Annotated in this window: 18 protein-coding genes and 1 pseudogene; 10 read left to right on the plus strand and 9 right to left on the minus strand. The window is 72.5% G+C overall.

Annotated features, from left to right (window positions below; all coding sequences use genetic code 11):
• The first annotated feature begins 125 nt into the window (after window positions 1–125).
• From ACWGKQ_RS04620 to ACWGKQ_RS04640, 5 genes are all read left to right on the plus strand, one after another.
• Window positions 126–899, plus strand: a complete 774-nt coding sequence (locus tag ACWGKQ_RS04620; RefSeq protein WP_453290390.1) for an MHYT domain-containing protein — start codon at window positions 126–128, stop codon at window positions 897–899.
• Window positions 900–935: 36 nt separating this feature from the next.
• Window positions 936–3,440 carry a sensor histidine kinase gene (locus ACWGKQ_RS04625; protein ID WP_453290391.1) on the plus strand — a complete coding sequence of 835 codons (2,505 nt, stop codon included), beginning with the start codon at window positions 936–938 and terminating at the stop codon, window positions 3,438–3,440.
• Window positions 3,437–3,874 carry a roadblock/LC7 domain-containing protein gene (locus ACWGKQ_RS04630; RefSeq protein WP_453290392.1) on the plus strand — a complete coding sequence of 146 codons (438 nt, stop codon included), beginning with the start codon at window positions 3,437–3,439 and terminating at the stop codon, window positions 3,872–3,874. Before ACWGKQ_RS04625 ends, ACWGKQ_RS04630 begins: the two co-directional genes overlap by 4 nt.
• A 17-nt stretch (window positions 3,875–3,891) precedes the next feature.
• The gene (locus ACWGKQ_RS04635) at window positions 3,892–4,305 is read left to right on the plus strand and encodes a DUF742 domain-containing protein (RefSeq protein WP_453290393.1); all 414 of its coding nucleotides are present in this window, start codon (window positions 3,892–3,894) and stop codon (window positions 4,303–4,305) included.
• A gap of 178 nt (window positions 4,306–4,483) precedes the next feature.
• A complete protein-coding gene (locus tag ACWGKQ_RS04640; protein WP_453290394.1) occupies window positions 4,484–5,098 on the plus strand; it encodes a GTP-binding protein in 615 nt (204 codons plus the stop codon).
• A 3-nt stretch (window positions 5,099–5,101) separates the two neighbouring features.
• Here ACWGKQ_RS04640 and ACWGKQ_RS04645 read toward each other — a convergent pair whose 3' ends face one another.
• Window positions 5,102–5,530, minus strand: coding sequence for a PPOX class F420-dependent oxidoreductase (locus tag ACWGKQ_RS04645; RefSeq protein WP_453290395.1), 429 nt, complete (start codon window positions 5,528–5,530; stop codon window positions 5,102–5,104).
• 95 nt (window positions 5,531–5,625) lie between these two features.
• Between ACWGKQ_RS04645 and ACWGKQ_RS04650 the strand changes: the two genes are divergently transcribed.
• Window positions 5,626–6,039: a roadblock/LC7 domain-containing protein gene (locus ACWGKQ_RS04650; protein WP_383707299.1), complete on the plus strand. Its 414-nt coding sequence runs from the start codon at window positions 5,626–5,628 to the stop codon at window positions 6,037–6,039.
• Between the two features lie 127 nt (window positions 6,040–6,166).
• Window positions 6,167–7,044 (plus strand): annotated as a pseudogene (locus ACWGKQ_RS04655) (DUF6397 family protein).
• 56 nt (window positions 7,045–7,100) lie between these two features.
• Here ACWGKQ_RS04655 and ACWGKQ_RS04660 read toward each other — a convergent pair.
• Both ACWGKQ_RS04660 and ACWGKQ_RS04665 read right to left on the minus strand, forming a co-directional pair.
• Window positions 7,101–7,967 (minus strand): acyl-CoA thioesterase, encoded by an 867-nt coding sequence (locus tag ACWGKQ_RS04660; protein ID WP_453290396.1) that lies wholly within the window; start codon window positions 7,965–7,967, stop codon window positions 7,101–7,103.
• 55 nt (window positions 7,968–8,022) lie between these two features.
• Complete coding sequence (locus ACWGKQ_RS04665) at window positions 8,023–10,536, minus strand: DEAD/DEAH box helicase (RefSeq protein ID WP_453290397.1); 2,514 nt, start codon at window positions 10,534–10,536, stop codon at window positions 8,023–8,025.
• A gap of 145 nt (window positions 10,537–10,681) precedes the next feature.
• Here ACWGKQ_RS04665 and ACWGKQ_RS04670 point away from each other — a divergent pair, with 145 nt between their 5' ends.
• On the plus strand, window positions 10,682–11,476 hold the full coding sequence (locus ACWGKQ_RS04670; protein ID WP_453290398.1) for a metal-dependent hydrolase: 795 nt from the start codon (window positions 10,682–10,684) through the stop codon (window positions 11,474–11,476).
• 26 nt (window positions 11,477–11,502) lie between these two features.
• Here the strand turns inward: ACWGKQ_RS04670 and ACWGKQ_RS04675 are convergent, their stop codons facing one another.
• From ACWGKQ_RS04675 to ACWGKQ_RS04690, 4 genes are all read right to left on the minus strand, one after another.
• Window positions 11,503–11,763: a type B 50S ribosomal protein L31 gene (locus ACWGKQ_RS04675; RefSeq protein ID WP_453290399.1), complete on the minus strand. Its 261-nt coding sequence runs from the start codon at window positions 11,761–11,763 to the stop codon at window positions 11,503–11,505.
• Window positions 11,764–11,808: 45 nt separating this feature from the next.
• The gene (locus ACWGKQ_RS04680) at window positions 11,809–12,279 is read right to left on the minus strand and encodes a DUF5709 domain-containing protein (protein WP_453290400.1); all 471 of its coding nucleotides are present in this window, start codon (window positions 12,277–12,279) and stop codon (window positions 11,809–11,811) included.
• Between the two features lie 204 nt (window positions 12,280–12,483).
• Window positions 12,484–14,265: an ABC transporter ATP-binding protein gene (locus tag ACWGKQ_RS04685; RefSeq protein ID WP_453290401.1), complete on the minus strand. Its 1,782-nt coding sequence runs from the start codon at window positions 14,263–14,265 to the stop codon at window positions 12,484–12,486.
• A complete protein-coding gene (locus ACWGKQ_RS04690) occupies window positions 14,262–16,115 on the minus strand; it encodes an ABC transporter transmembrane domain-containing protein (protein ID WP_453290402.1) in 1,854 nt (617 codons plus the stop codon). The genes ACWGKQ_RS04685 and ACWGKQ_RS04690 overlap by 4 nt, the downstream gene beginning before the upstream one ends.
• Window positions 16,116–16,310: 195 nt before the next feature.
• On the opposite strand from ACWGKQ_RS04690, the gene ACWGKQ_RS04695 reads away from it, so the two are divergent.
• Window positions 16,311–17,063 carry a L,D-transpeptidase family protein gene (locus ACWGKQ_RS04695; RefSeq protein WP_453290403.1) on the plus strand — a complete coding sequence of 251 codons (753 nt, stop codon included), beginning with the start codon at window positions 16,311–16,313 and terminating at the stop codon, window positions 17,061–17,063.
• A 30-nt stretch (window positions 17,064–17,093) separates the two neighbouring features.
• Here ACWGKQ_RS04695 and ACWGKQ_RS04700 read toward each other — a convergent pair whose 3' ends face one another.
• Window positions 17,094–19,085 (minus strand): N-acetylmuramoyl-L-alanine amidase, encoded by a 1,992-nt coding sequence (locus tag ACWGKQ_RS04700; RefSeq protein WP_453290404.1) that lies wholly within the window; start codon window positions 19,083–19,085, stop codon window positions 17,094–17,096.
• Between the two features lie 214 nt (window positions 19,086–19,299).
• Window positions 19,300–20,637: a M1 family metallopeptidase gene (locus tag ACWGKQ_RS04705; protein WP_453290524.1), complete on the minus strand. Its 1,338-nt coding sequence runs from the start codon at window positions 20,635–20,637 to the stop codon at window positions 19,300–19,302.
• A 363-nt stretch (window positions 20,638–21,000) separates the two neighbouring features.
• Between ACWGKQ_RS04705 and ACWGKQ_RS04710 the strand changes: the two genes are divergently transcribed.
• The coding region (locus ACWGKQ_RS04710; protein ID WP_453290405.1) for a peptide-N4-asparagine amidase at window positions 21,001–21,427 on the plus strand (427 nt) is incomplete at its 3' end.

Genomic DNA, 21,427 nt, shown 5'->3' on the forward strand with positions numbered 1-21,427 from the left:
GGAGGACGACCCTGTGCGCACGTTCGAGCGGGACGCGATCGTTCCGGCACATCTCTGAGTCATATTGCAGCACCTTTCGAAATGCGCCCCCTTTGTGCGCCCGTGCCCCCTAGCGTCCCTGAGCCATGGGACACCTGGACCACGCCACCTTCGGCTGGCTGACCCCCGTGCTGTCGTACGTCATGGCCTGCATAGGCGCCGCACTGGGGCTGCGCTGCACCGTCCGCGCGCTCGGCAGTACCGGCCGCGCGCGCCGCAACTGGCTGCTCACCGCGGCCTCCGCACTCGGCACCGGCATCTGGACCATGCACTTCGTGGCCATGCTCGGCTTCAGCGTCAGCGGCACCGACATCCGCTACGACGTACCGCTGACCGTCCTCAGCCTGCTCGTCGCGGTGGTCGTCGTCAGCGCCGGTGTCTTCGCCGTCGGCTACAGCCGCGACCGCAACCGGGCTCTCCTGCTGGGCGGCCTCACCACCGGGCTGGGCGTCGCCAGCATGCACTACCTCGGCATGGCGGCCGTCCGGCTGCACGGCGCCGTGCACTACGACCCGATGCTCGTCGGGCTCTCCGTCCTCATCGCCGTGGTCGCCGCGACCGCGGCCCTGTGGGCGGCGCTCAACATCAGCTCGCCCGTCGCCGTCACCGCCGCCTCCCTGGTCATGGGAGCGGCCGTGAGCAGCATGCACTACACCGGGATGTTCGCGGTCAGCGTGCACGTCACGCCCTCCGGCAGCCATCTGCCGGGGGCCACGGCGATGCAGTTCATCTTCCCCCTCGCCGTGGGCCTCGGGTCCTATCTGTTCCTCACCTCGGCCTTCGTCGCGCTCTCGCCCACGGCCGGGGAGCGCGAGGCGTCCGCCTCGGCCCAGCGGCCCGTCGCGGGCGCCGCACGCTGACCCGGCACCGATCCACCCTTCCCGAGCGAGGAGGCCATGCGTACACCCCGTAGGACCCCCACAGCAGGCCCGGAGACACCGTTGCCGCAGCCGCCGCGCGGCCGCCGCGCGCACGCCGGACCACCCGCCGACGAACCGGCCGACGACCCCGACGGCACCACTGCGGACAACGCGCCCACGCGACCCGGAGGCTGGCGGATCCGTCCGCGGACCGTGCGGGCCAAGGTCGTCTGCCTGCTCATGGTGCCGGTCATGTCCCTGCTCGCCCTGTGGGCGTACGCCACGGTCACCACGGCACAGGACGTGGCCCGGCTGCGCCAGTCCCAGCGCGTCGACGCCGCGCTGCGCACCCCGGTCGCCACCGCCGTCGCCGCGCTCCAGGCCGAGCGGGCCGCCGCGGTCCGGTACGCGACCGACCCCGCCGCCGAACAGACCGCGGACCTCAAGCGGCTCGGCGCCCGAACCGATCAGGCCGTGGCCGGACTACGGCTCGGCAAGGACAGCACCGTCGCCGACAGCGAGGAACTGCCCTCCGGTGTCGCCCAGCGCCTGAAGGCCTTCGTCACCGGCGCCGAGCAACTGCGCACCCTGCGGCGAGCGGTACAGAACCACGGCGCCGGCTGGGACACGGCCTACGGGCAGTACACGCAGGCCATCGCCTCGGCCTTCGCCGTGGACGGCGCCCTCACCGGCATCCAGGCCGACGACATGGGCTCCGACGCGCGCGTGCTCCTCGAGTTCTCCCGCGCGGGCGAGGCGCTCGCCCAGGAGGACGCGGTCCTCGGCGGTGCCCGGCTGGCCGGCGGCCTCGACGGCGAGCGACTGCGGGTGTTCACCGGCGCCGCCGAGACCCGCCGCGTCCTCACCGACGCGGCCGTCACCGATCTGCCCGGGGCCCAGCGCACCGCCTGGCACCGGCTCGCCGACGGCGACGACTACACCGCGCTGAGCACCGCCGAGGACCGGATCCTCACGAGCCCACCCGGCGCCAAGGCGGTCGGCGCGGCCCCGGAAGCCGGCTGGAACACCGCGCACGCACGCGTGCAAGACGGCATGCGGAACATCCAGGCCGCCACGGCCCGCGCGGTGGCGGGCCGGGCCGATCCGTTCGCACGCGGTCTGTTCACCCCGGCCGGCGCCGCCGTCCTGTTCGGTCTGCTCGCCGTGGCCGCCTCGCTCGTCATCTCCGTACGCATCGGGCGCGGCCTCGTCGTCGAGCTGGTCAGCCTGCGCAACAGCGCCCTGGAGATCGCCCGCCGCAAACTCCCCGAGGCGATGCGCCGGCTGCGGGCCGGCGAGGAGATCGACGTCCGGGCCGAGGCGCCCCCCGGGCCGCCCGCGGAGGACGAGACCGGACAGGTCGCCGAGGCCCTCGGCACCGTGCACCGCGCCGCCCTGCGCGCCGCCGTGGAACGCGCCGAACTCGCCAGCGGCATCTCGGGAGTCTTCGTCAACCTCGCCCGCCGCAGCCAGATCCTGGTCCACCGCCAGCTGAGCCTGCTGGACAGCATGGAACGCCGCTCCGACGACCCCAGCGAACTGAGCGACCTCTTCCGCCTCGACCACCTCACCACCCGGATGCGCCGCCACGCGGAGAGCCTGATCATCCTCTCCGGAGCCGCCCCCGGTCGGGCCTGGCGGATGCCGGTGTCCCTGACCAACGTCGTCCGGGCCGCCGTGTCCGAAGTCGAGGACTACGCGCGCGTGGAGGTACGACAGCTCCCCGAGGCAGCCGTCATCGGCGCGGCCGTCGCCGACCTCACGCACCTGCTCGCCGAAGTCGTGGAGAACGCCGCCCAGTTCTCGCCGCCGCACACGCGCGTGCGCATCAGCGGAGAGCCCGTCGGCAACGGGTATGCCCTGGAGGTCGAGGACCGCGGGCTCGGCATGGGGCAGGAGACCCTCGCCGAGGCCAACCGGCGCATCGAGCAGTCCGAGACCCTCGACCTGTTCGACAGCGACCGGCTGGGCCTCTTCGTGGTCAGCAGACTCGCGGCCCGCCACGGCATCAAGGTGCACCTGCGCACGTCCCCGTACGGCGGCACCACCGCGGTGGTCCTGCTGCCGAAGGCCCTGCTGCACGGCGGCCCGGCGGAACGTGCCGTCCGCCCGGCGGCCGACACCGAACAGGCACCGGCACGCGCGTACGCACGCGTGCCGGGCGCCGCCCTTCCGGAGCCCGCCCCCGCCGTCCGGCCCGCCCTCGCCGCCACCCACACCGCCCCGCGCGCCGCGCCCGAACCCCCGCCCCCCGGAGTCACCACCTTGAGGCCGCACCGCCCACCGCACGACTCCGATCCCTCCGACGAGGCTCTGCCACGCCGGGTGCGCCAGGCGAGCCTCGCTCCTCAGCTGCGTGATCCCCGCGCCGAGGAGCCGGCGCCCGCCCGCGGCGGGGACGAGCGCACCCCCGAACTCGTCCGCGACCGCATGACCGCCTACCGCGACGGCTGGGCGCGCGGCGGAGGCAGACGACCCGGCCGCGGAGCCGCCCCGCGAGCCGAAGACGGCACCGACAGCACCGAAGGAGACCGCCCATGATCCAGGATCCGAGCACGAGGACAGACCGGCGCTCCGGCGAACTCGACTGGCTCCTTGACGACCTGGTGCTGCGCGTCACCGAGGTACGGCACGCCGTCGTGCTGTCCAACGACGGCCTCGCCGTCGGCGCCTCGACCGGCCTCAAACGCGAGGACGCCGAGCACCTCGCCGCCGTGGCCTCCGGTTTCAACAGCCTCGCCAAAGGCGCCGGACGGCACTTCGGGGCCGGCGGGGTACGCCAGACCATGGTCGAGATGGACGACGCCTTCCTCTTCGTGGCCGCCGCCGGCGACGGCTCCTGCCTCGCCCTGCTCACCGACGCGACCGCCGACATCGGCCTGGTCGCCTACGAGATGGCCCGCCTGGTCAAGCGCGTCGGCGAGCACCTCCACACCGCGCCGCGGGTCGCCGCCCGGCCGCCCGCCGCCGGCTGAGCCGGAAGCCGCCACCGATGACCGAGTACATGACCGGCGCCCCGCGCGAGCCGGGCAGCCAGTGGTACGACGGCGAGGCCGGGCCCCTGGTCCGCCCCTACGCCATGACCGGGGGCCGCACCGAACCCGGCCCCACCGGCGTGAAGTTCGACCTGATCGCCCTGGTCACGCTCGACCCGGGCGCGGCCGGCACCGACGACGACGCCCTGCTCGGCCCCGAACACCGCGCACTGGTCGACCTGTGCCGGCCGGAGACGCAGTCCGTCGCCGAACTCGCCGCCGGCGCAGACCTCCCCGTGGGTGTGGTCCGGGTGCTCCTGGGCGACCTGCTGGAACTGGGCCGCGTCACCGTGAGCCGTCCGGTGCCACCGGCCCAGCTGCCCGACGAACGGATTCTGCGCGAGGTCATCGAGGGATTGCGGGCACTGTAGATGAGCATCCGGAACCAACCGGGCGCGAGCCGGTCAGAACAGACACGTTCCGGTCCGCCCGCCCGCGACGGGATGCCAGTTGCCATGATGCTGGCTTCGCATCGTCCCGTGCCGCTCCACGGGCGTCCCGACGCCTGCCGCAGCAGGTCCTCCCGAGAGCCCTCCGAGAGAAGTGATCATGGTCTCTGAGCACTCCGAGCACTCCGAGTCCACCGCCGACGACACGTCGGCCATGGCGCTCAAGATACTGGTCGCCGGCGGCTTCGGCGTCGGGAAGACGACCCTGGTCGGCGCCGTCAGCGAGATCCGGCCGCTGCGCACCGAGGAGATGCTCAGCGAGGCCGGCCAGCTGGTGGACGACACGGACGGCGTGGACCAGAAGGTCACCACCACCGTCGCCATGGACTTCGGCCGCATCACCATCCGCTCCGGCCTCTCCCTGTACCTCTTCGGCACCCCGGGCCAGGACCGCTTCTGGTTCCTCTGGGACGAGCTGTCGCAAGGAGCACTCGGCGCCGTCGTCCTCGCCGACACCCGCCGCCTGGAGGACTGCTTCCCGGCGGTCGACTACTTCGAGCACCGGCACATCCCGTTCGTCGTCGCCGTCAACTGCTTCACCGGTGCCCGGAGCTACGGCGCCCACGACGTCTCCCGCGCCCTCGACCTCGACCAGGGCACGCCCGTGGTCCTGTGCGACGCCCGCGACCGGGACTCCGGCAAGGAGGTGCTGATCCGGCTCGTCGAGTACGCCGGACGGATGCACACCGCCCGGCTCCTCGACTCGGTGGGCTGAGTCTCAGCCCGCGAGGTCCTTGAGCGCCACCACCTTCTCCACGGTGACCCGGACCAGCAGTTCGCCGGGGACGCCGTTGCGGGCGCCGAACTCCTCAGCGCGCTCCGCCCCCATGTAGCGGGCCGAGATCCGGGTGGCCGAATCACGGAGCTCGCCCAGGTCCTCCGACAGCCGGGCACGCCCGCTCAGCACCACGAAATTGAAGGGCGGCCGGTCGTCGTCCACGCAGAGGGCGACACGCCCGTCACGGGCGAGATTGCGCCCTTTTACGGTCTCCTTGCCGGTGTTGAAGACCAGTTCGTCACCGTCCAGCAGGAACCAGATGGGGGCCACATGCGGGCTGCCATCGGCGCTGACGGTGGACAGTTTGCCGGTGCGGGTGCCGTGCGAGACGAATGCCCGCCATTCCTCGTCGGTCATCTTCTGTGCCATGTCCCCATCCTCCTTGCCCGGACGCCGGTGGTGGGGAAGGCTGGCGGGGAGATCCTCCAGCCAGGGGGAGACGGTACACGGGGAGACGCTACGACATGGCGCAGAACCAGGGACTCGGCTGGCTGCTCGACGACCTGACCGAGCGCGTGGAACATGTACGGCACGCGCTGGTCCTGTCCAACGACGGACTGGTCACGGGAGCGAGCACGGGCCTTCGCCGGGAGGACGCCGAGCACCTGGCGGCCGTCGCCTCCGGGCTGCACAGTCTCGCCAAGGGCTCCGGACGCCACTTCGGCGCGGGCCAGGTCCGCCAGACGATGATCGAGTACGACGAGGCGGTCCTGTTCGTCACCGCGGCCGGAACCGGCAGCTGCCTGTGCGTGCTCAGCGGCGCGGAGGCCGACATCGGTCAGATCGCCTACGAGATGACCCTGCTGGTCAACCGCGTCGGCGAACACCTCGCGGTGGACGCCCGGCAACCGGAGCGCTCCTCCGTCATAGACCTCTGACCTGCGGATTCATGCCCCGCCGTGGAGTTATCCACAGGCCCGCCACGAGTCTCGCCGAAACGGCTACGGTCTTTTCCACGGCGAGCGCACCGGGCGCGAGCCACCCACTCCACGGGGGAGAACGACCATGTCCGCCACCACCCTCACCCCATCCCGCCCGCTCACCTGCGCGCCGAGCCGGGCTGCCCGCGAACTGGGCCTCAAGCGGGGTGAGTTCGACCTCGCGGTACACCTCGGACGGATCCGCACCGTACCCGACGACGGAGGCGGGGGAGACGGCGGCGGCCGCCGCGTCCCCCGCACCGAGATCGACCGCCTCCAGGCCCGGGCCGAATCCCTCCGCGAGAGCGTGCAGGTCGTGGGGACGACCGAGGGCGCCGCCCTGATGGGGATCCCGGCGGGCAGGTTCACCCGCTTCGCGAAACTCGGCCTGGTGACCCCGGTGAAGTGGTACCCGAATCGCTACCGGGCCGTGGTCTGGCTCTATCTGGCCGAGGAGCTAAGGCGGTTCGCAGCCGACGAGAAGAACGCGCCGCTGCTCACCGGCCGTACGCCCGCGGAGCTGAGCGACCGGCTGCGGGCGGGCGCGGACCGGCGGGCCCGCAACTGGCGTGGCCGCCACTGCGGTTTCCTGCTGCGGCAGGCGGACGGGCCCTGGCAGCGGGCCGGGGTGGTGGCCGGCTTCCTGGACCCCGGCGACATCGACGACGTGCTCACGGACCCTCACGAACGCGCCCGCGTGACGGCCTTGCGGCCGGCCCGCCCGCCCACGGCACGCCGGGCTCGCCGGCCGCGCAGCTCGCCGAGGAACTCATGACGGCGGCCGACCCGGACGAGATCGACTGGTTCAGGCACGACCTGGCACGGGAAGTCGCGCAGGCCCGCACCCACCGGCCGGAGCCCCGCCCGGCCGTACCGTCCCGGCACCCCGTCCCCGGCCGGCCGGCACTCGTCCGCGGCCTGCGCGGGTGGCTGCTGCGCAGAAACCCGCGGCCCGCCCACTGACCGACGGCCCGGACCGCACCGGTGTCCTGCCGTCCGGCAGACGCCGTCCGCTGCCGCTAGAGCGCGCGGAACAACCCCTCCTGGACGACCGACACCAGCAGCCGCCCGTCGAGGTCGTAGACCCGCCCGCGGGCCAGGCCCAGCCCGCCCGTGGCGACGGGAGACTCCTGCTCGTACAGGAACCACTCGTCCGCGCGGAACGGCCGGTGGAACCACATGGCGTGGTCCAGCGAGGCGATGTCGAAGTTCCTTGGCCCCCACAGCGGTTCGACGGGGACGCGGACCGCGTCCAGGAGGGTCATGTCACTGGCGTAGGTCAGTGCGCAGGTGTGCACCAGCGGATCGTCGCCCAGCGGGCCGACCGCGCGCATCCACACCGCGCTGCGCGGCTCGGCGCCCGCTATCTCCTCGGAGTGCCAGCGCAGCCGGTCGACATAGCGGATGTCGAAGGGCTGGCGGCGTGCCATCCGCTCCAACTGCTCGGGCAGCTCGCCCAGATGCTTGCGGATCTCCTCGGCGAGCGTCGGCAGCGACTCCGGGTGCGGCACCTCGCGGGCCGGCGGCAGCTGGTGCTCGAAAGCTCCCACCTCGGGCTTGTGGAAGGAGGCGGTCAGATTGAAGATCGTGCGGCCCTGCTGCACGGCGGTGACCCGGCGCGTCGTGAACGACCGCCCGTCCCGGACCCGTTCGACCTGGTACACGATCGGGACGCCGGGCCGGCCCGGGCGCAGGAAGTACGCGTGCAGCGAGTGCACCGGCCGGTCGCCCTCCGTGGTGCGGCTGGCGGCGACCAGCGCCTGGCCGGCCACCTGTCCGCCGAAGACCCGCTGGAGGGACTCCTGGGGACTGCGGCCTCGGAAGATGTTGACCTCGATCTGCTCCAGGTCGAGCAGGTCGACCAGTCTCTCGGCCGGGTTGGTCATGGGTTGGATTCTCCTGTGCCGGTGGCTGTACTCGAACCTGTTCCGGGGCCTGTGCTCAGAGCTGGCCGACGTCGGTGACGCGGACGACCGCGCGGCCCTCGGCGTCGGAGGCGGTCAGGTCGATCTCCGCGCTGATGCCCCAGTCGTGGTCGTCGTTCGGGTCGTCGAAGATCTGCCGGACCCGCCACAGCGCGTCCCGCGGCTCCTCCTGGATCACGAGCAGCTTCGGGCCGCGGGCGTCGGGGCCGGTGCCGAGGTCCTCGTACTCGTCCCAGTACTTGTCCATCGCCTCGCCCCAGGCCTCGGCGTCCCAGCCGGAGTCCGCGTCCATCTCGCCCAGTTCGTCGACCTGGTCGAGGGCGGCGAGCTCCACGCGCCGGAACATCGCGTTGCGCACCAGGACCCGGAAGGCACGCGCGTTGGCGGTGACCGGCTTGACCTCGTCGGCCTTCTCCTGGGCCTCCTCGGCGGTCATCTCCTCCGGGTTGGCGAGCTGCTCCCACTCGTCCAGCAGGCTGGAGTCGACCTGCCGGACCGTCTCGCCCAGCCACTCGATCAGGTCCTGCAGGTCCTCGGACTTCAGGTCGTCCGGGATGTTGTGGTCGAGGGCCTTGTAGGCGCTCGCGAGGTAGCGCAGCACGATGCCCTCGGTGCGGGCCAGCTCGTAGAGCGACACCAACTCCGTGAAGGTCAGCGCCCGTTCGTACATGTCGCGGATGACCGACTTCGGCGACAGCGGATGGTCGCCGACCCAGGGGTGGCTCTTGCGGTAGGTGTTGTAGGCGTGGAAGAGCAGCTCTTCCAGAGGCTTCGGGTAGCTGACGTCCTGGAGGCGCTCCATGCGCTCCTCGTACTCGACGCCGTCCGCCTTCATCGCGGCCACGGCCTCGCCCTTCGCCTTGTTCATCTGGGCGGCCAGGATCTGCCGCGGGTCGTCCAGGGTGGACTCCACGACGGACACCATGTCGAGGGCGTACGACGGCGATTCGGGGTCGAGGAGTTCGAACGCGGCGAGGGCGAACGTGGACAGCGGCTGGTTGAGCGCGAAGTCCTGCTGGAGGTCGACCGTGAGCCGGACGATCCGGCCGGTGGCGTCGGGCTCGTCGAGCTTCTCGACGATGCCGCCGTCGAGCAGCGAACGGTAGATCGCGATCGCCCGGCGGATGTGCCGCAGCTGCTGCTTGCGCGGCTCGTGGTTGTCCTCCAGCAGATGGCGCATCGCCTCGAAGGCGTTGCCCGGGCGGGCGATCACCGACAGCAGCATCGTGTGCGTCACCCGGAACCGGGACGTCAGCGGCTCCGGCTCGGACGCGATCAGCTTCTCGAAGGTGTTCTCCGTCCAGCCGACGAAGCCCTCCGGCGCCTTCTTGCGCACCACCTTGCGCCGTTTCTTCGGGTCGTCGCCCGCCTTCGCCAGCGCCTTCTCGTTCTCGATGACGTGCTCGGGCGCCTGCGCGACCACCAGACCGGCGGTGTCGAACCCCGCGCGCCCCGCGCGGCCGGCGATCTGGTGGAACTCCCGGGCGCGCAGGGTGCGCACGCGGTTGCCGTCGTACTTGGTGAGGGCGGTGAACAGCACCGTGCGGATGGGCACGTTGACGCCCACGCCCAGGGTGTCGGTACCGCAGATGACCTTCAGCAGACCGGCCTGCGCGAGCTTCTCCACCAGCCGCCGGTACTTGGGGAGCATGCCGGCGTGGTGCACGCCGATGCCGTGGCGGACGTAACGGGAGAGGTTCTGGCCGAACTTGGTGGTGAAGCGGAAGTTGCCGATCAGCTCGGCGATCTGCTCCTTCTCCTCCTTCGAGGACATGTTGATGCTCATCAGTGCCTGCGCCCGCTCCACCGCCTGCGCCTGGGTGAAGTGCACGATGTACACCGGCGCCTGCCTGCTCTCCAGGAGCTCGGTGAGCGTCTCGGTCATCGGGGTGAGCTGGTACTCGTAGGAGAGCGGCACCGGGCGGGTCGCCGAGCGGACCACCGCGGTGGGGCGGCCGGTGCGGCGGGCCAGGTCCTTCTCGAAGAAGGAGACGTCGCCGAGGGTGGCCGACATCAGGATGAACTGCGCCTGCGGCAGTTCGAGGAGCGGGATCTGCCAGGCCCAGCCGCGGTCGCCCTCGGCGTAGAAGTGGAACTCGTCCATGACGACCTGGCCGACGTCCGCCTGCTTCCCGTCGCGCAGCGCGATGGAGGCGAGCACCTCGGCGGTGCAGCAGATGACGGGCGCGTCGGAGTTCACGGAGGCGTCGCCGGTGAGCATGCCGACGTTCTCGGTGCCGAAGAGCTTGCACAGCTCGAAGAACTTCTCCGACACCAGCGCCTTGATCGGGGCCGTGTAGAAGGTGACCTCGTCGCGGGCCAGCGCGGCGAAGTGCGCGCCCGCGGCGATCATGCTCTTGCCGGAGCCGGTCGGCGTCGACACGATCACGTTCGCCCCGGAGACCGCCTCGATCAGCGCCTCCTCCTGGTGGGGGTAGAGCGTGAGACCGCGCTCCTGCGCCCAGGCTTCGAAGGCTTCGTAGAGGGCGTCGGGGTCGGCGGTCGGCGGCAGCTGATCGATGAGGGTCACGCACCCATCTTGCCTGGCCCACCCCCCGAGGGGGGAATCGGCTTCGAGCACGAAGATCATGGCCGCTACGCTGTGTCGCCGACGGAGCGTCATCGCACCCGGTCAACTGGACAGCGGATTACGAGGAATGGGGCGGGCAACGGCCATGATGGGACCAGCACACTCACTGTCGGGGGCCGCCGCCTGGCTCGGCGTAGGAGCCGCGGCGGCGGCGACCGGACATACGATGCCCTGGCCGGTGCTGCTGGTCGGAGCGCTGATCTGCGCCGGCGCCGCGCTCGCCCCGGACCTCGACCACAAGGCGGCGACCATCTCGCGGGCCTTCGGACCGCTCTCGCGCTGGGTCTGCGAGATCGTGGACAAGCTGTCCTATGCCGTCTACAAGGCGACCCGGATGGCGGGCGACCCGCGCCGCAACGGCGGCCACCGGACGCTGACGCACACCTGGGTATGGGCTGCGTTCATCGGCGGGAGCTGCTCGGCCGCGGCGATCCTCGGTGGCCGCTGGGCGGTGCTGGCGATCCTCTTCGCGCACATGGTGCTGGCGATCGAGGGCCTGCTGTGGCGGGCGGCGCGAGGCTCCAGCAGCGACGTTCTGGTGTGGCTGCTGGCGGCCACCAGCGCCTGGATCCTGGCCGGCGTCCTGGACAAGCCGGGCAACGGCTCGGACTGGCTGTTCACCCAGCCCGGCCAGGGGTACCTGTGGCTGGGGCTGCCGGTGGTGCTGGGGGCGCTGGTGCACGACATCGGGGACGCGCTGACGGTCTCCGGATGCCCGGTCCTGTGGCCGATCCCGATCGGCCGCAGGCGCTGGTACCCGCTGGGCCCGCCGAAGGTGATGCGCTTCCGCGCCGGCAGCTGGGTCGAGCTGAAGGTGCTCATGCCGGTGTTCATGGTGCTCGGCGGCATAGGCTGCGCGGCCGCCCTGAACGTGATCTGACCCAGCGGCCGGCCGGGCCCCGAGGGTCAGCCCGCCGTCCCCGAGCCGCTCCCGTAGCGGCGCTCGAACGCGGCGACGCGGCCCTCGGAGTCCACCGTGCGGGCCTTCCCGGTGTAGAAGGGGTGGCTCTCGGACGAGATCTCCACGTCGACCACCGGGTAGGACTGGCCGTCGTCCCAGTCGATGGTCTGGTCGCTGGTCGCGGTGGACCGGGTCAGGAAGGCGTATCCGGCGGCGCGGTCGCGGAAGACCACGGGATGGTAGTCGGGGTGCTTGTCCTGCTGCATGGCGGCTCCTCGAAGGACGGGGCGGGCGGGCAGGGGCGGGCGGGCTCAGCCGTAGGCGGTGTCCTCGTCGACGATGTGCATCGCGGCCTCCTCGGCGGAGGCCCCGGCGCCGTCGATGCCGATGTCGGTGGCGACGAGGCCGTTCTCGTCGTCCTCGTGCGTCCCCTCGTTCGGGGCCACGAGCCGGCCGGAGCGCAGGTCGCCGACCTCGTTGTCCAGGAGCTCGCCGTCGCTGCCCTGGCAGTCGCCGATGCCGTCGTCGTCACGGACGGCCGGGTCGGGCAGTTCCTCGGCGAGCCGCTGGTCCAGCGTCTCGCCTCGGTGGCGCTCCGCGGCGGTCACCCCGGTGTGCTCCACCGCCCACGGCCGCTCGGGCGGGGACCAGCCACGGTCCAGGGGATCGCTGACGCCGTCGGACTCCAGCGTGTCCTCCACGTCGAGCAGCCCCGTGTCCTCACGGATCTCGGATCCGTCGGGCTGGTAGACGTCGTCCCCCCATCCGTCGGCGGTGGTCACGGCTACCTCCAGGGAGTGAGGACGCGGTCCGCGGGGCGGATCGCCGGCACGCTCGGCACGGGTACGCGACGGGAACCGCACGGTTCCCGTCCGGCCCCCGAACCGGTGCCGCTCTCCAGCCTTCCACCCCTGCTCGCACCCGCGCAACGGCACGGGGTGCGACCTGCGGCGCACACCCCGTGCCGCACCCCGTGCCGCGGCCGGTCACCCGTGCCAGGACCGCCACAGCGCCGCGTAGGCGCCATCGGCAGCCACCAGTGCCTCGTGGCTGCCGAGCTCGCTGATCCGGCCGTTCTCGACCACGGCGATGACGTCCGCGTCATGGGCGGTGTGCAGCCGGTGGGCGATGGCGACGACGGTGCGGCCGTCCAGGACCCGGGCCAGGGACCGCTCCAGATGACGGGCGGCGCGCGGGTCCAGGAGCGAGGTCGCCTCGTCCAGGACCAGCGTGTGCGGGTCGGCCAGCACCAGCCGGGCCAGCGCGATCTGCTGCGCCTGCGCCGGGGTCAGCGCGAGCCCACCCGAGCCGACCTCGGTGTCCAGTCCCTCCGCCAGGGCCCGTGCCCAGCCGTCCGCGTCGACCGCGCCGAGGGCCGCCCAGAGTTCGGCGTCCGCCGCGTCGGTCCTGGCGAGCAGCAGGTTGTCGCGCAGGGAGCCCACGAAGACGTGGTGCTCCTGGTTGACGAGGGCGACATGGGAACGGACCCGCTCGGCGGTCATCCGGGACAGTTCCGCGCCGCCCAGGGTGATCCGGCCGTCCCGGGGCGCGTAGATCCCGGCGAGCAGCCGGCCGAGGGTGGACTTGCCCGCGCCCGAGGGGCCGACCAGGGCCAGCCGGGTGCCGGGCGCGACCTCCAGGGAGACCTCGCGCAGCACGTCGACGCCCTGGAGGTAGCCGAAGCGGACCTCGTCCGCGTGCACCTCGCGGCCGGCGGGGGCCAGTGCGGCGTCCCCGGCGTCCGGCTCGATGTCCCGGACGCCGACCAGCCGGGCCAGCGACACCTGGGCGACCTGGACCTCGTCGTACCAGCGCAGGATCAGGTTCACCGGGTCGACGAGCATCTGGGCGATGAGCGCGCCCGTGGTCAGCTGGCCGACGTCGAGCCAGCCCTTCAGGACGAAGGCGCCGCCGATCATCAGCACCGAGCCGAGGATCGTGACGTGGGTGGCGTTGATCGCCGGGAACAGCACCGACCGCAGCCACAGGGTGTACCGCTCCCAGGACGTCCACTCCTTGACCCGGCGATCGGACAGGGCGATGCGGCGGGCGCCGAGCCGGTGTGCCTCGATGGTGTGCCCGGCGTCCACGGACTCCGCGAGGGCGGCGGCCACGGACGCGTATCCGGCGGCCTCGGAGCGGTAGCCGGCGGGCGCCCGCCGGAAGTACCAGCGGCAGGCGACCACCAGTACCGGCAGGGCGAGCAGCACGCTGGCGGCCAGCGGCGGAGCGGTGACGGCGAGCCCGCCGATCAGCAGCACGACCCACACCACGCCGATCGACAGCTGCGGCACGGCCTCCCGCATGGCGTTGGCCAGCCGGTCGATGTCCGTGGTGATCCGGGACAGCAGGTCGCCCGTGCCCGCCCGTTCCAGGACGCCCGGCGGCAGCCCGACCGACCGGACCAGGAAGTCCTCGCGCAGGTCGGCCAGCATCCGCTCGCCCAGCACGGCACCCCGCAGCCGCACCTCGCGCACGAAGACTGCCTGGACGGCGAGCGCGAGCACGAACAGGCCGATGGTCAGGCCCAGATGGAGTTCGCGGGCGCCGTCCGAGACCCGCTCGACGAGCCCGCCGAGCAGGTACGGGCCGGCCATGGAGGAGACCACGGCCACCGTGTTGACGGCGATCAGGAGGGAGAAGGCCCGGCGGTGCCGGCGGAACAGTTCGGCCACGTAGGCGCGTACGGTCGCGGTGGCGCCGACGGGCAGGGTGGTGGCCGTCGTCGGGGCCGCCGGGTCGTACGCCGGTGGCGCGACGCCGATCATGCGCTCTCCTCGATCTCTTCCAGTGCCCTGCCTCGCAGCACGGCGTCGTTCTCTTTCAGCGCCGGGTCTCGCAGCGCGGCTTCGTTCTCTTCCAGCGCCGCGCCTTGCAGCACGGTCTCGTCGTCCGTCTCGCGTGTCACGACGGACCGGTACCGCCGCTCGGTGCGGACCAGTTCGCGGTGCACGCCGACCGCCACGACCTCGCCCTCGTGGACGAGGACCACCCGGTCGGCCCGGTCGAGCAGCAGCGGCGAGGAGGTGAACACCACGGTCGTACGGCCGGACCGCAGCGCGTGGACGCCCTCCGCGATCCGGGCCTCGGTGTGCGAGTCGACGGCGGAGGTGGGCTCGTCCAGGACGAGCACCCCGGGGTCGGTGATCAGCGACCGGGCCAGCGCGAGCCGCTGGCGCTGCCCGCCCGACAGGGACCGGCCCCGCTCGGTGATCCGGGCGTCCAGCGGGTCGGTGACGTCCAGCGAGCCCTGCACCAGGGCCGCCAGGACGTCCGCGCACTGGGCGGCGGCGAGCGCGTCCTCGGCCCGCACGGCCCCGGAGGCCGGCACGTCGAGCAGCTCCCGCAGGGAACCGGACAGCAGTACCGGGTCCTTGTCCTGGACGAGCACCGCGGTGCGGGCGGCCTCCAGGGGCAGTTCGTCGAGCGGTACGCCGCCGAGCAGTACGGAGGTGCCGGCCTCGGCGGGGTGGCCGCCCAGCCGTTCGGCGAGGCGTCCGGCAGCGTCGGGGTCGCCGCAGACCACGGCGGTCAGCCGGCCCGCGGGCGCGAGCAGACCGGTGTCCGGGTCGTACAGGTCGCCGTCCGGCACGGTGTCCGCTCGTGAGCCGCCGGTGTCGGTGGCCCGCTCCAGGGAGAGCACCCGGGCGGCCCGTTTCGCGGACGGGCGCGAGAAGGAGTAGGCCATGGCGATCTCGGTGAAGTTCTGCAACGGGTAGTTGAGGATCATGACCGCGCTGTAGACGGTGACCAGCTCGCCGACGGTGACGCGGCCCTGCCGGGCCAGCTGGACGCCGTGCCAGACGACCGCGATCAGCAGCAGCCCGGGCAGCAGCACCTGGATCGCGGAGATCAGCGACCACATCCGGGCGCTGCGCACGGCGGCGTGCCGTACTTCCTGGGAGGCACGGCGGTAGCGGTCGAGGAAGAGGTCCTCGCCGCCGATGCCGCGCAGCACGCGCAGTCCCGCGACGGTGTCCGAGGCCAGCTCCGTGGCCCGGCCGGCCTTGGCGCGCTGGAGGTCGGCGCGCCGGGTGGCCCGGGGCAGCAGCGGCAGCACGGACAGCGAGACCAGGGGCAGACCCGCGGCGACGATCCAGCCGAGGGCCGGCTGGTAGAGGAGCAGGGAGACGCCGACCACGACGACCGTCAAAGCGGAGGCGGTGAAGCGGGAGGCCGCCTCCACGAACCAGCCGATCTTCTCGACGTCGCCGGTGGAGACCGCCACCACCTCACCTGCCGCCACCCGCCGGGTCAGCGCGGAGCCCAGCTGGGTGGCCTTTCGGGCGAGCAGTTGCTGGACCCGGGCGGCCGCGGTGATCCAGTTGGTGACGGCGGCCCGGTGCAGGAAGGTGTCGCCGACGGCGATCGCCGTGCCGCACAGCACCAGCAGACCGCCCGTCAGGGCCAGCCGGGTGCCGGAGCGGTCGACGACGGCCTGGACGGCGAGACCCACACAGAACGGGAGGGCGGAGACGGACACGAAGTGCAGCAGGCCCCAGGCCAGTGACTTGAGCTGGCCGCCCAGCTGATTCCGTCCCAGCCACCACAGGAACCGGGGGCCCGAACGTGCGTCCGGCACGCCCGGATCGGAATACGGAAGATCTTGAATCTGCATGGTGTCCCAGCGGCTCGGGTCGGGGGAGGTGGCGACAAGCCGTGAAAGGTTCGCGTCGGAGCGTCGTCGAAATCAAACGGTTTTCCCTGGGAGCCGTCGAAATCCGCCCGCTTCCGGCCAGGGCCTGTCACCCAACACGCGCGTAATGTCGGGAGATTTATTAGATTGCCCGGTATGTGATGCCAGGATGGTCGGGTGCAGATCAAGAGCGTCCGGCGGACGACCGCCACGGCGGCGGTCCTCGGGGCCGTCCTGGTGACCCTGAGCGCCTGCGAGGCGTCACCGAGCGGCGGCGCGAAGAACGGCCTGCCGGGGCCGCACACCAGACCCCCCAGGGCTGCCCGGGCCGCGCCCGTCGGGGATCCGGGCCGGCTGCCCGGCGTCGGCGCGCGCTGGCAGGCGCAGATCCCCGACCGCTCCGGCCAGGTCGTCGCCGTGTACGGCGAGGACAGGGACTCGGCCGACTCGACGGTCGTGCTGTACAGCCGGGAGGACGGCGGCTGGCAGCCGGTGGGCAGCTGGCCTGCCCACAACGGGCGGGCCGGCTGGACCACCGACCACTACGCGGGCGACGGACGCAGCCCGGTCGGCGTGTTCACCGTCACCGACGCCGGCGGAGTGCTCCCCGACCCGGGCACCCGGCTCTCCTACGACCAGGGCCGGGACCTCTACACGCCCCCGCACTACTGGAGCCCGGCGTACCGGCACGACTTCGACTACGTCATCGCCATCGACTACAACCGCCTGCGGGGCACCCCGCCGCACGACACCACCCACCCCTGGGGCGACGGCAGGGGCGGCGGCATCTGGCTGCACCTCGACCACGGCAGCGGCACCTCGGCGTGCATCGGCCTTTCCAAGGAGGCCATGGAGTACCTGCTGCGCACGCTCGACCCGGCCCGTGACCCCGTCGTGGTGATGGGGGACAGGCCGAGCCTGCTGTCCTAGCGCGGGCCGCGGTCCGGGCCCGGTAGGGCGTCACTGTCCGGCCGGGCCCGCCTCGCCGCCGCCCGGACCCACCGTCCCGGTCTGCGCGTCCAGCAGGTCCACGTCGTCCGCCCGGACGTAGGCGAGCCGGTGGCCGAACTGGATCTCGTAGTACCGCTCATGGCCCAGGACCACCGGCTGGGGCGTGTCGGAGAAGGTGGACCGGTCGACGTAGGAGCCGCCGACACCGGACTGGGTCACGTACCGCTGGCCGGCCCGCAGGCTGTACGGCAGCGGCGACTCCTCTTCCTCCTCCACTCCCTCCGGGTACGCCTCCTCCTCCGGCAGGGCCCGGCCGAACACCGGGATCTCGTCCAGGCCCTCCCTGGGCGTCACCATGCGGCCGCTCGCGCCGACGGCCGTCGGGTGCACCACCGGGTTCTTGAACCACGCCTTGTTGCCCTGGTACCAGATCGCCGTCCACTCGCCGCTGCGGTCGGCCACGGCGAAGATCTGGCCGGTGGAGACCCGCGAACCCAGGTCGCTGACGTCCTCCGTGGACGGGTCGCCGTCCGGCCTGCGGCCCGGGTCCTGGATCAGCGGAGCGTTCTCGTCCGGCCGGGTGTACAGGCGGACGGCGCTGGAGCCGTGCGGCTGGCACCGTTTGCCGTCGCCGTCGCACCCCGTGTACCGCGGTTTGTGGGTGGCGTAGTCCGGCAGGATCATCACCATGGGGCTGTCCGGTCCGGCCGTGGCCTTCAGCGGTGCGCCGAGCAGGTCGAAGTAGTGCCGCCAGTCCCAGAACGGCCCCGGGTCCTCGTGCATCTCGGGGATGCTGTCGCCGGTCGGGGACGGCACGTTGTCGTGGCCGAAGATGTGCTGGCGGTCCATCGGGACGCCGTACTTCTTCGCCAGGTAGCGCACCAGCCGGGCCGAGGACCGGTACATCTGCTCCGTGTACCAGGTCCCGGGGTGGGCGAGGAAACCCTCGTGCTCGATGCCGATCGAGCGGGCGTTCACGAACTTGCTGCCCGAGTGCCAGGCCTCGTCCTTCGTCCTGACGTGCTGGGTGATGTGGCCGTCACTGGAGCGGATCGAGTAGTGCCAGGACGCCTCGGTCGGGTCCTGCACGGTCTTGAACATGTTCGGCAGCGTCGACTCGGTGTCGTGGATGACGATGTACTCGATCCGCTGGTCCCGCGGCCGGTCGGCGAGATCGTGGTTGCCGTAGTCGCCGTCGTCGTCGATCTCCTCGTAGGGCGCGGCGAGCCAGTCGCAGGCCAGTTCGGGCGGGCACTCGACGTTCTTCGGCCGTTTGGGGGGCTGCGGGCCGGGGTGCGCTCTGACGCCGGGGGTGGCGGGGAGGGTGACCTCCTGCCCTTCCGCGGTGGTCCGGTGCGCGCCCCGGCGGATCAGGCCGAAGACGTCGTCGGCGTAGGTCGCCGCCGACGTGACGTCACGCGTACCGGGGAAACGTTCCACCGCCTGCCACCAGGCCTCCGGGTCGGCGCTGAGCGGCTTGCCGAGATGCCGTTGGGCGGCGGCCAGCAGCGCCGCGCCGCCACGTACGTTGGCCACGGCGTCCGTCCGCAGCTGTCCGGCGGGGACCTGGATCAGCCGTGCGGCGCGTTCCAGGTTCGCCGGCTGCACGGCGTGACCGCCCGCGGCGAACGCCGTTCCCGCGAGCGGGTCGGCCTTGCGGCCGTCGGGCGCGGAGGGGCCCGGTGCCGGTGCATCGGCCGGGGCGCGGTCGGTGTCCACCAGGTGCATCGGACCGTAGCCCCCCGCGACGCTCGGGGTGCCGGGATGGGTGTCCCAGCGGGACTGCATGTAGGACACGCTCATGAGCACACTGCGCGGCACGTGGAACTCGCGCGCGGCGTCCGTGAAGGCGTTCTGAAGACGCTGGTCCTCCGCCTCGTCGGCTCCGGACGCCGGGAGGATCAGCAGTGGTGGCAGCAGCGCGGCCGTCGCGATCAGGCAGGCCGTCAGGCGGCACGTCCGGAGGGCACCGGGCACTCGTGGAGCGACAGTTCTTCTCATACCAGAGGGTCTCCAACCGCTTGCTGAGGGTCTCCAAGCACGCTCGTCGCAACCAGGGCAAGGAGATTGCCCGTCACGTCACCCCCCGTACGTTTCCGTGCCCGGCCCGGCACGGCGCGCCGAGCGTCGACCGGGTGGCCCAGCGCTCCGGCACAGGCCACCCGGTCGGCGGGCACCGGTCCGGCATCCGGCGGCGGCCGCGCACCGTGCGGGCTCAGTCCCCGACGTCCTCGACCGGGTCCACGTGCCAGTCGGGGTGGCCCGGCATCGGCGGCGTGTCGGGCCCGTACAGCCACGGCGTCAGAAAGAGCGTCAGATCCTCGCCCGCGACCTCGGAGGCGAGCGCGACGAAGTCCCGGGTACCGGCCGCGCGCCCCCGGTACCGGGTCACCCAGGTGCGCTCGATCCGGCCGAACGTGTCGTCACCGACCTTCTCCCGCAGGGCATACAGCACCAGCGCCGAGCCGTCGTAGCGCATCACCTTGAACAGCGTCGGCTCGGTGGGTTCGGCCGGGGCTCCGTCGTCGTGGCGCCATTGGTCGTGCTGCTCGTAGGCCGCCCGCATGGCGTCCTCCATGCTCACGCCGCCGTGCTCGGCGGAGTACAGCCGTTCGTAGAAACGGGCGTGACCCTCGCTCAGCCACAGGTCGGACCAGCGCCTGACGGCGACGCTGTCACCGGTCCAATGGTGGGTCAGCTCGTGGACGAGATTGCGTTCGGCGTCGACCCGGTCGCCCAGCAGGTCGTCCTTGGGGACGACGGACAGCGACTGCGTCTCCAACGCCACCGGCAGGTCGGTGTCGCCGACGAGGACGCCGTAGCGGCGGAACGGGTACGGGCCGAGACGCTGTTCCAGCCAGGCCAGGTGCCGCGGGGTGAGCGAGCGGTCGGCTTCGGTGTCGGAGACCAGGCCGTCGGGGACCACGTCGCGCACGGGGAGGCCGTGCGGTCCCTTGCCGTCGACGAACTCGAACTTCCCGATCGCCATCTGGACCAGCTGCGCCGCGATGGGTTCCTCCGAGTCGTACGTCCACCGGACCCGTCCGCCGGGTCGCCGGACGCGGTCGACGAGCCGGCCGTTGGCCACCGCGCTCAGACCCGGCGGGGTGGTGATGCGGAAGGTGACGGGGGCCCGCAGGCTGGGATGGTCGTTCACCGGGAAGACCATCTTGGCGCCGTCGGGCTGGGCGCAGATCAGCGTGCCGTCGGGGGTGGGCACCCAGCCGTACTCGCGGATCGCGTCGCTGCGCTGCCGGCGCTGGGTGGGGTCGGCGGTGTAGGCGACGCGGACGGTGAACGTGCTGCCGCGCGGGATCGGCCGTGCGGGTGTGATCACGAGTTCGTCGCCGTCGCGTACGGCGGCGGCCGGCGCGCCGTCGACGGTGACCTGGTGCAGCGTGTTGCCGGCGAAGTCCAGGTCGAAGCGGGACAGGGCCTGGGTGGCGGTGGCGCTGATGGTGGTACCGGCCGGGAAGGGGGTCTCGGGGGCCCGCCAGTCCAGGTCGAGGGTGTAACGGCGGACCGTGTAGCCGCCGTTGCCGTCCAGCGGCATGAGCGGGTCGCCGATGCCGGGTGAGCCGGGGGAGGGGGCGGGTCCGGACGCGGCCGCCGAGGCGCCGGGGGCGGCGGACCCGTGGCCCCGGTGCGGGACACCGGCGGAACAGCCGGTGCCGGTGAGCGCGACGGCTCCCGTGAGCGCCAGGGCGGCGCGCAGGGCGTGGCGAGCGGTCATGATCTCCATGGCAGCACTGTGGCAGCGCGATCCTCTCATAGCACCATATGAGCCGTCAGGTGCCTTTGGTGTGCGGTCGACCGGTCCGGGGGGCCGACCGGGCGGTTGTCGGTCAGTCGTCGGCCGGTCGTCGGCCGGTCCGGCCATTGCGGTGGGCGGTCAACTCCCCGTAGAACACCGGCCATGAGAAGACGGATCGTCATGTCCATGCTCGCCGGAGCGACCCTCCTGGCGAGCGCGCTCCTCGGTACGGGTGCCCCCGCCGCCCGTGCCGCCGACGTCCCGGCCGAGTTCGGCACCGACTGGCACGACCCGGTGACCGCGGCCCCGCCGGTGTCCGTGCCCAAGGACGCCAAGTCCTGCCAAGTCACCCTGGCCGAGGCCCAGTTCCGCGACTTCACGCCGTACCGGGGAACGTACACGCCCCCGCAGGGCTGCGGCGACCACTGGAGCAAGGTCGTCCTGCGGCTGGACGGCAAGGTGAAGGGCCGTCAGTACGACCGACTGGGCTATCTGCACGTCGGCGGGGGGGGGGGGGGGGGGGCGCCCCCCCCCCCCCCCCCCCCCGCCCGGCCCCAGAGGGGCGCGGGGGGAGTAATGCACCGCCGCC

This window comes from Streptomyces sp. NPDC054770 (assembly GCF_053611985.1).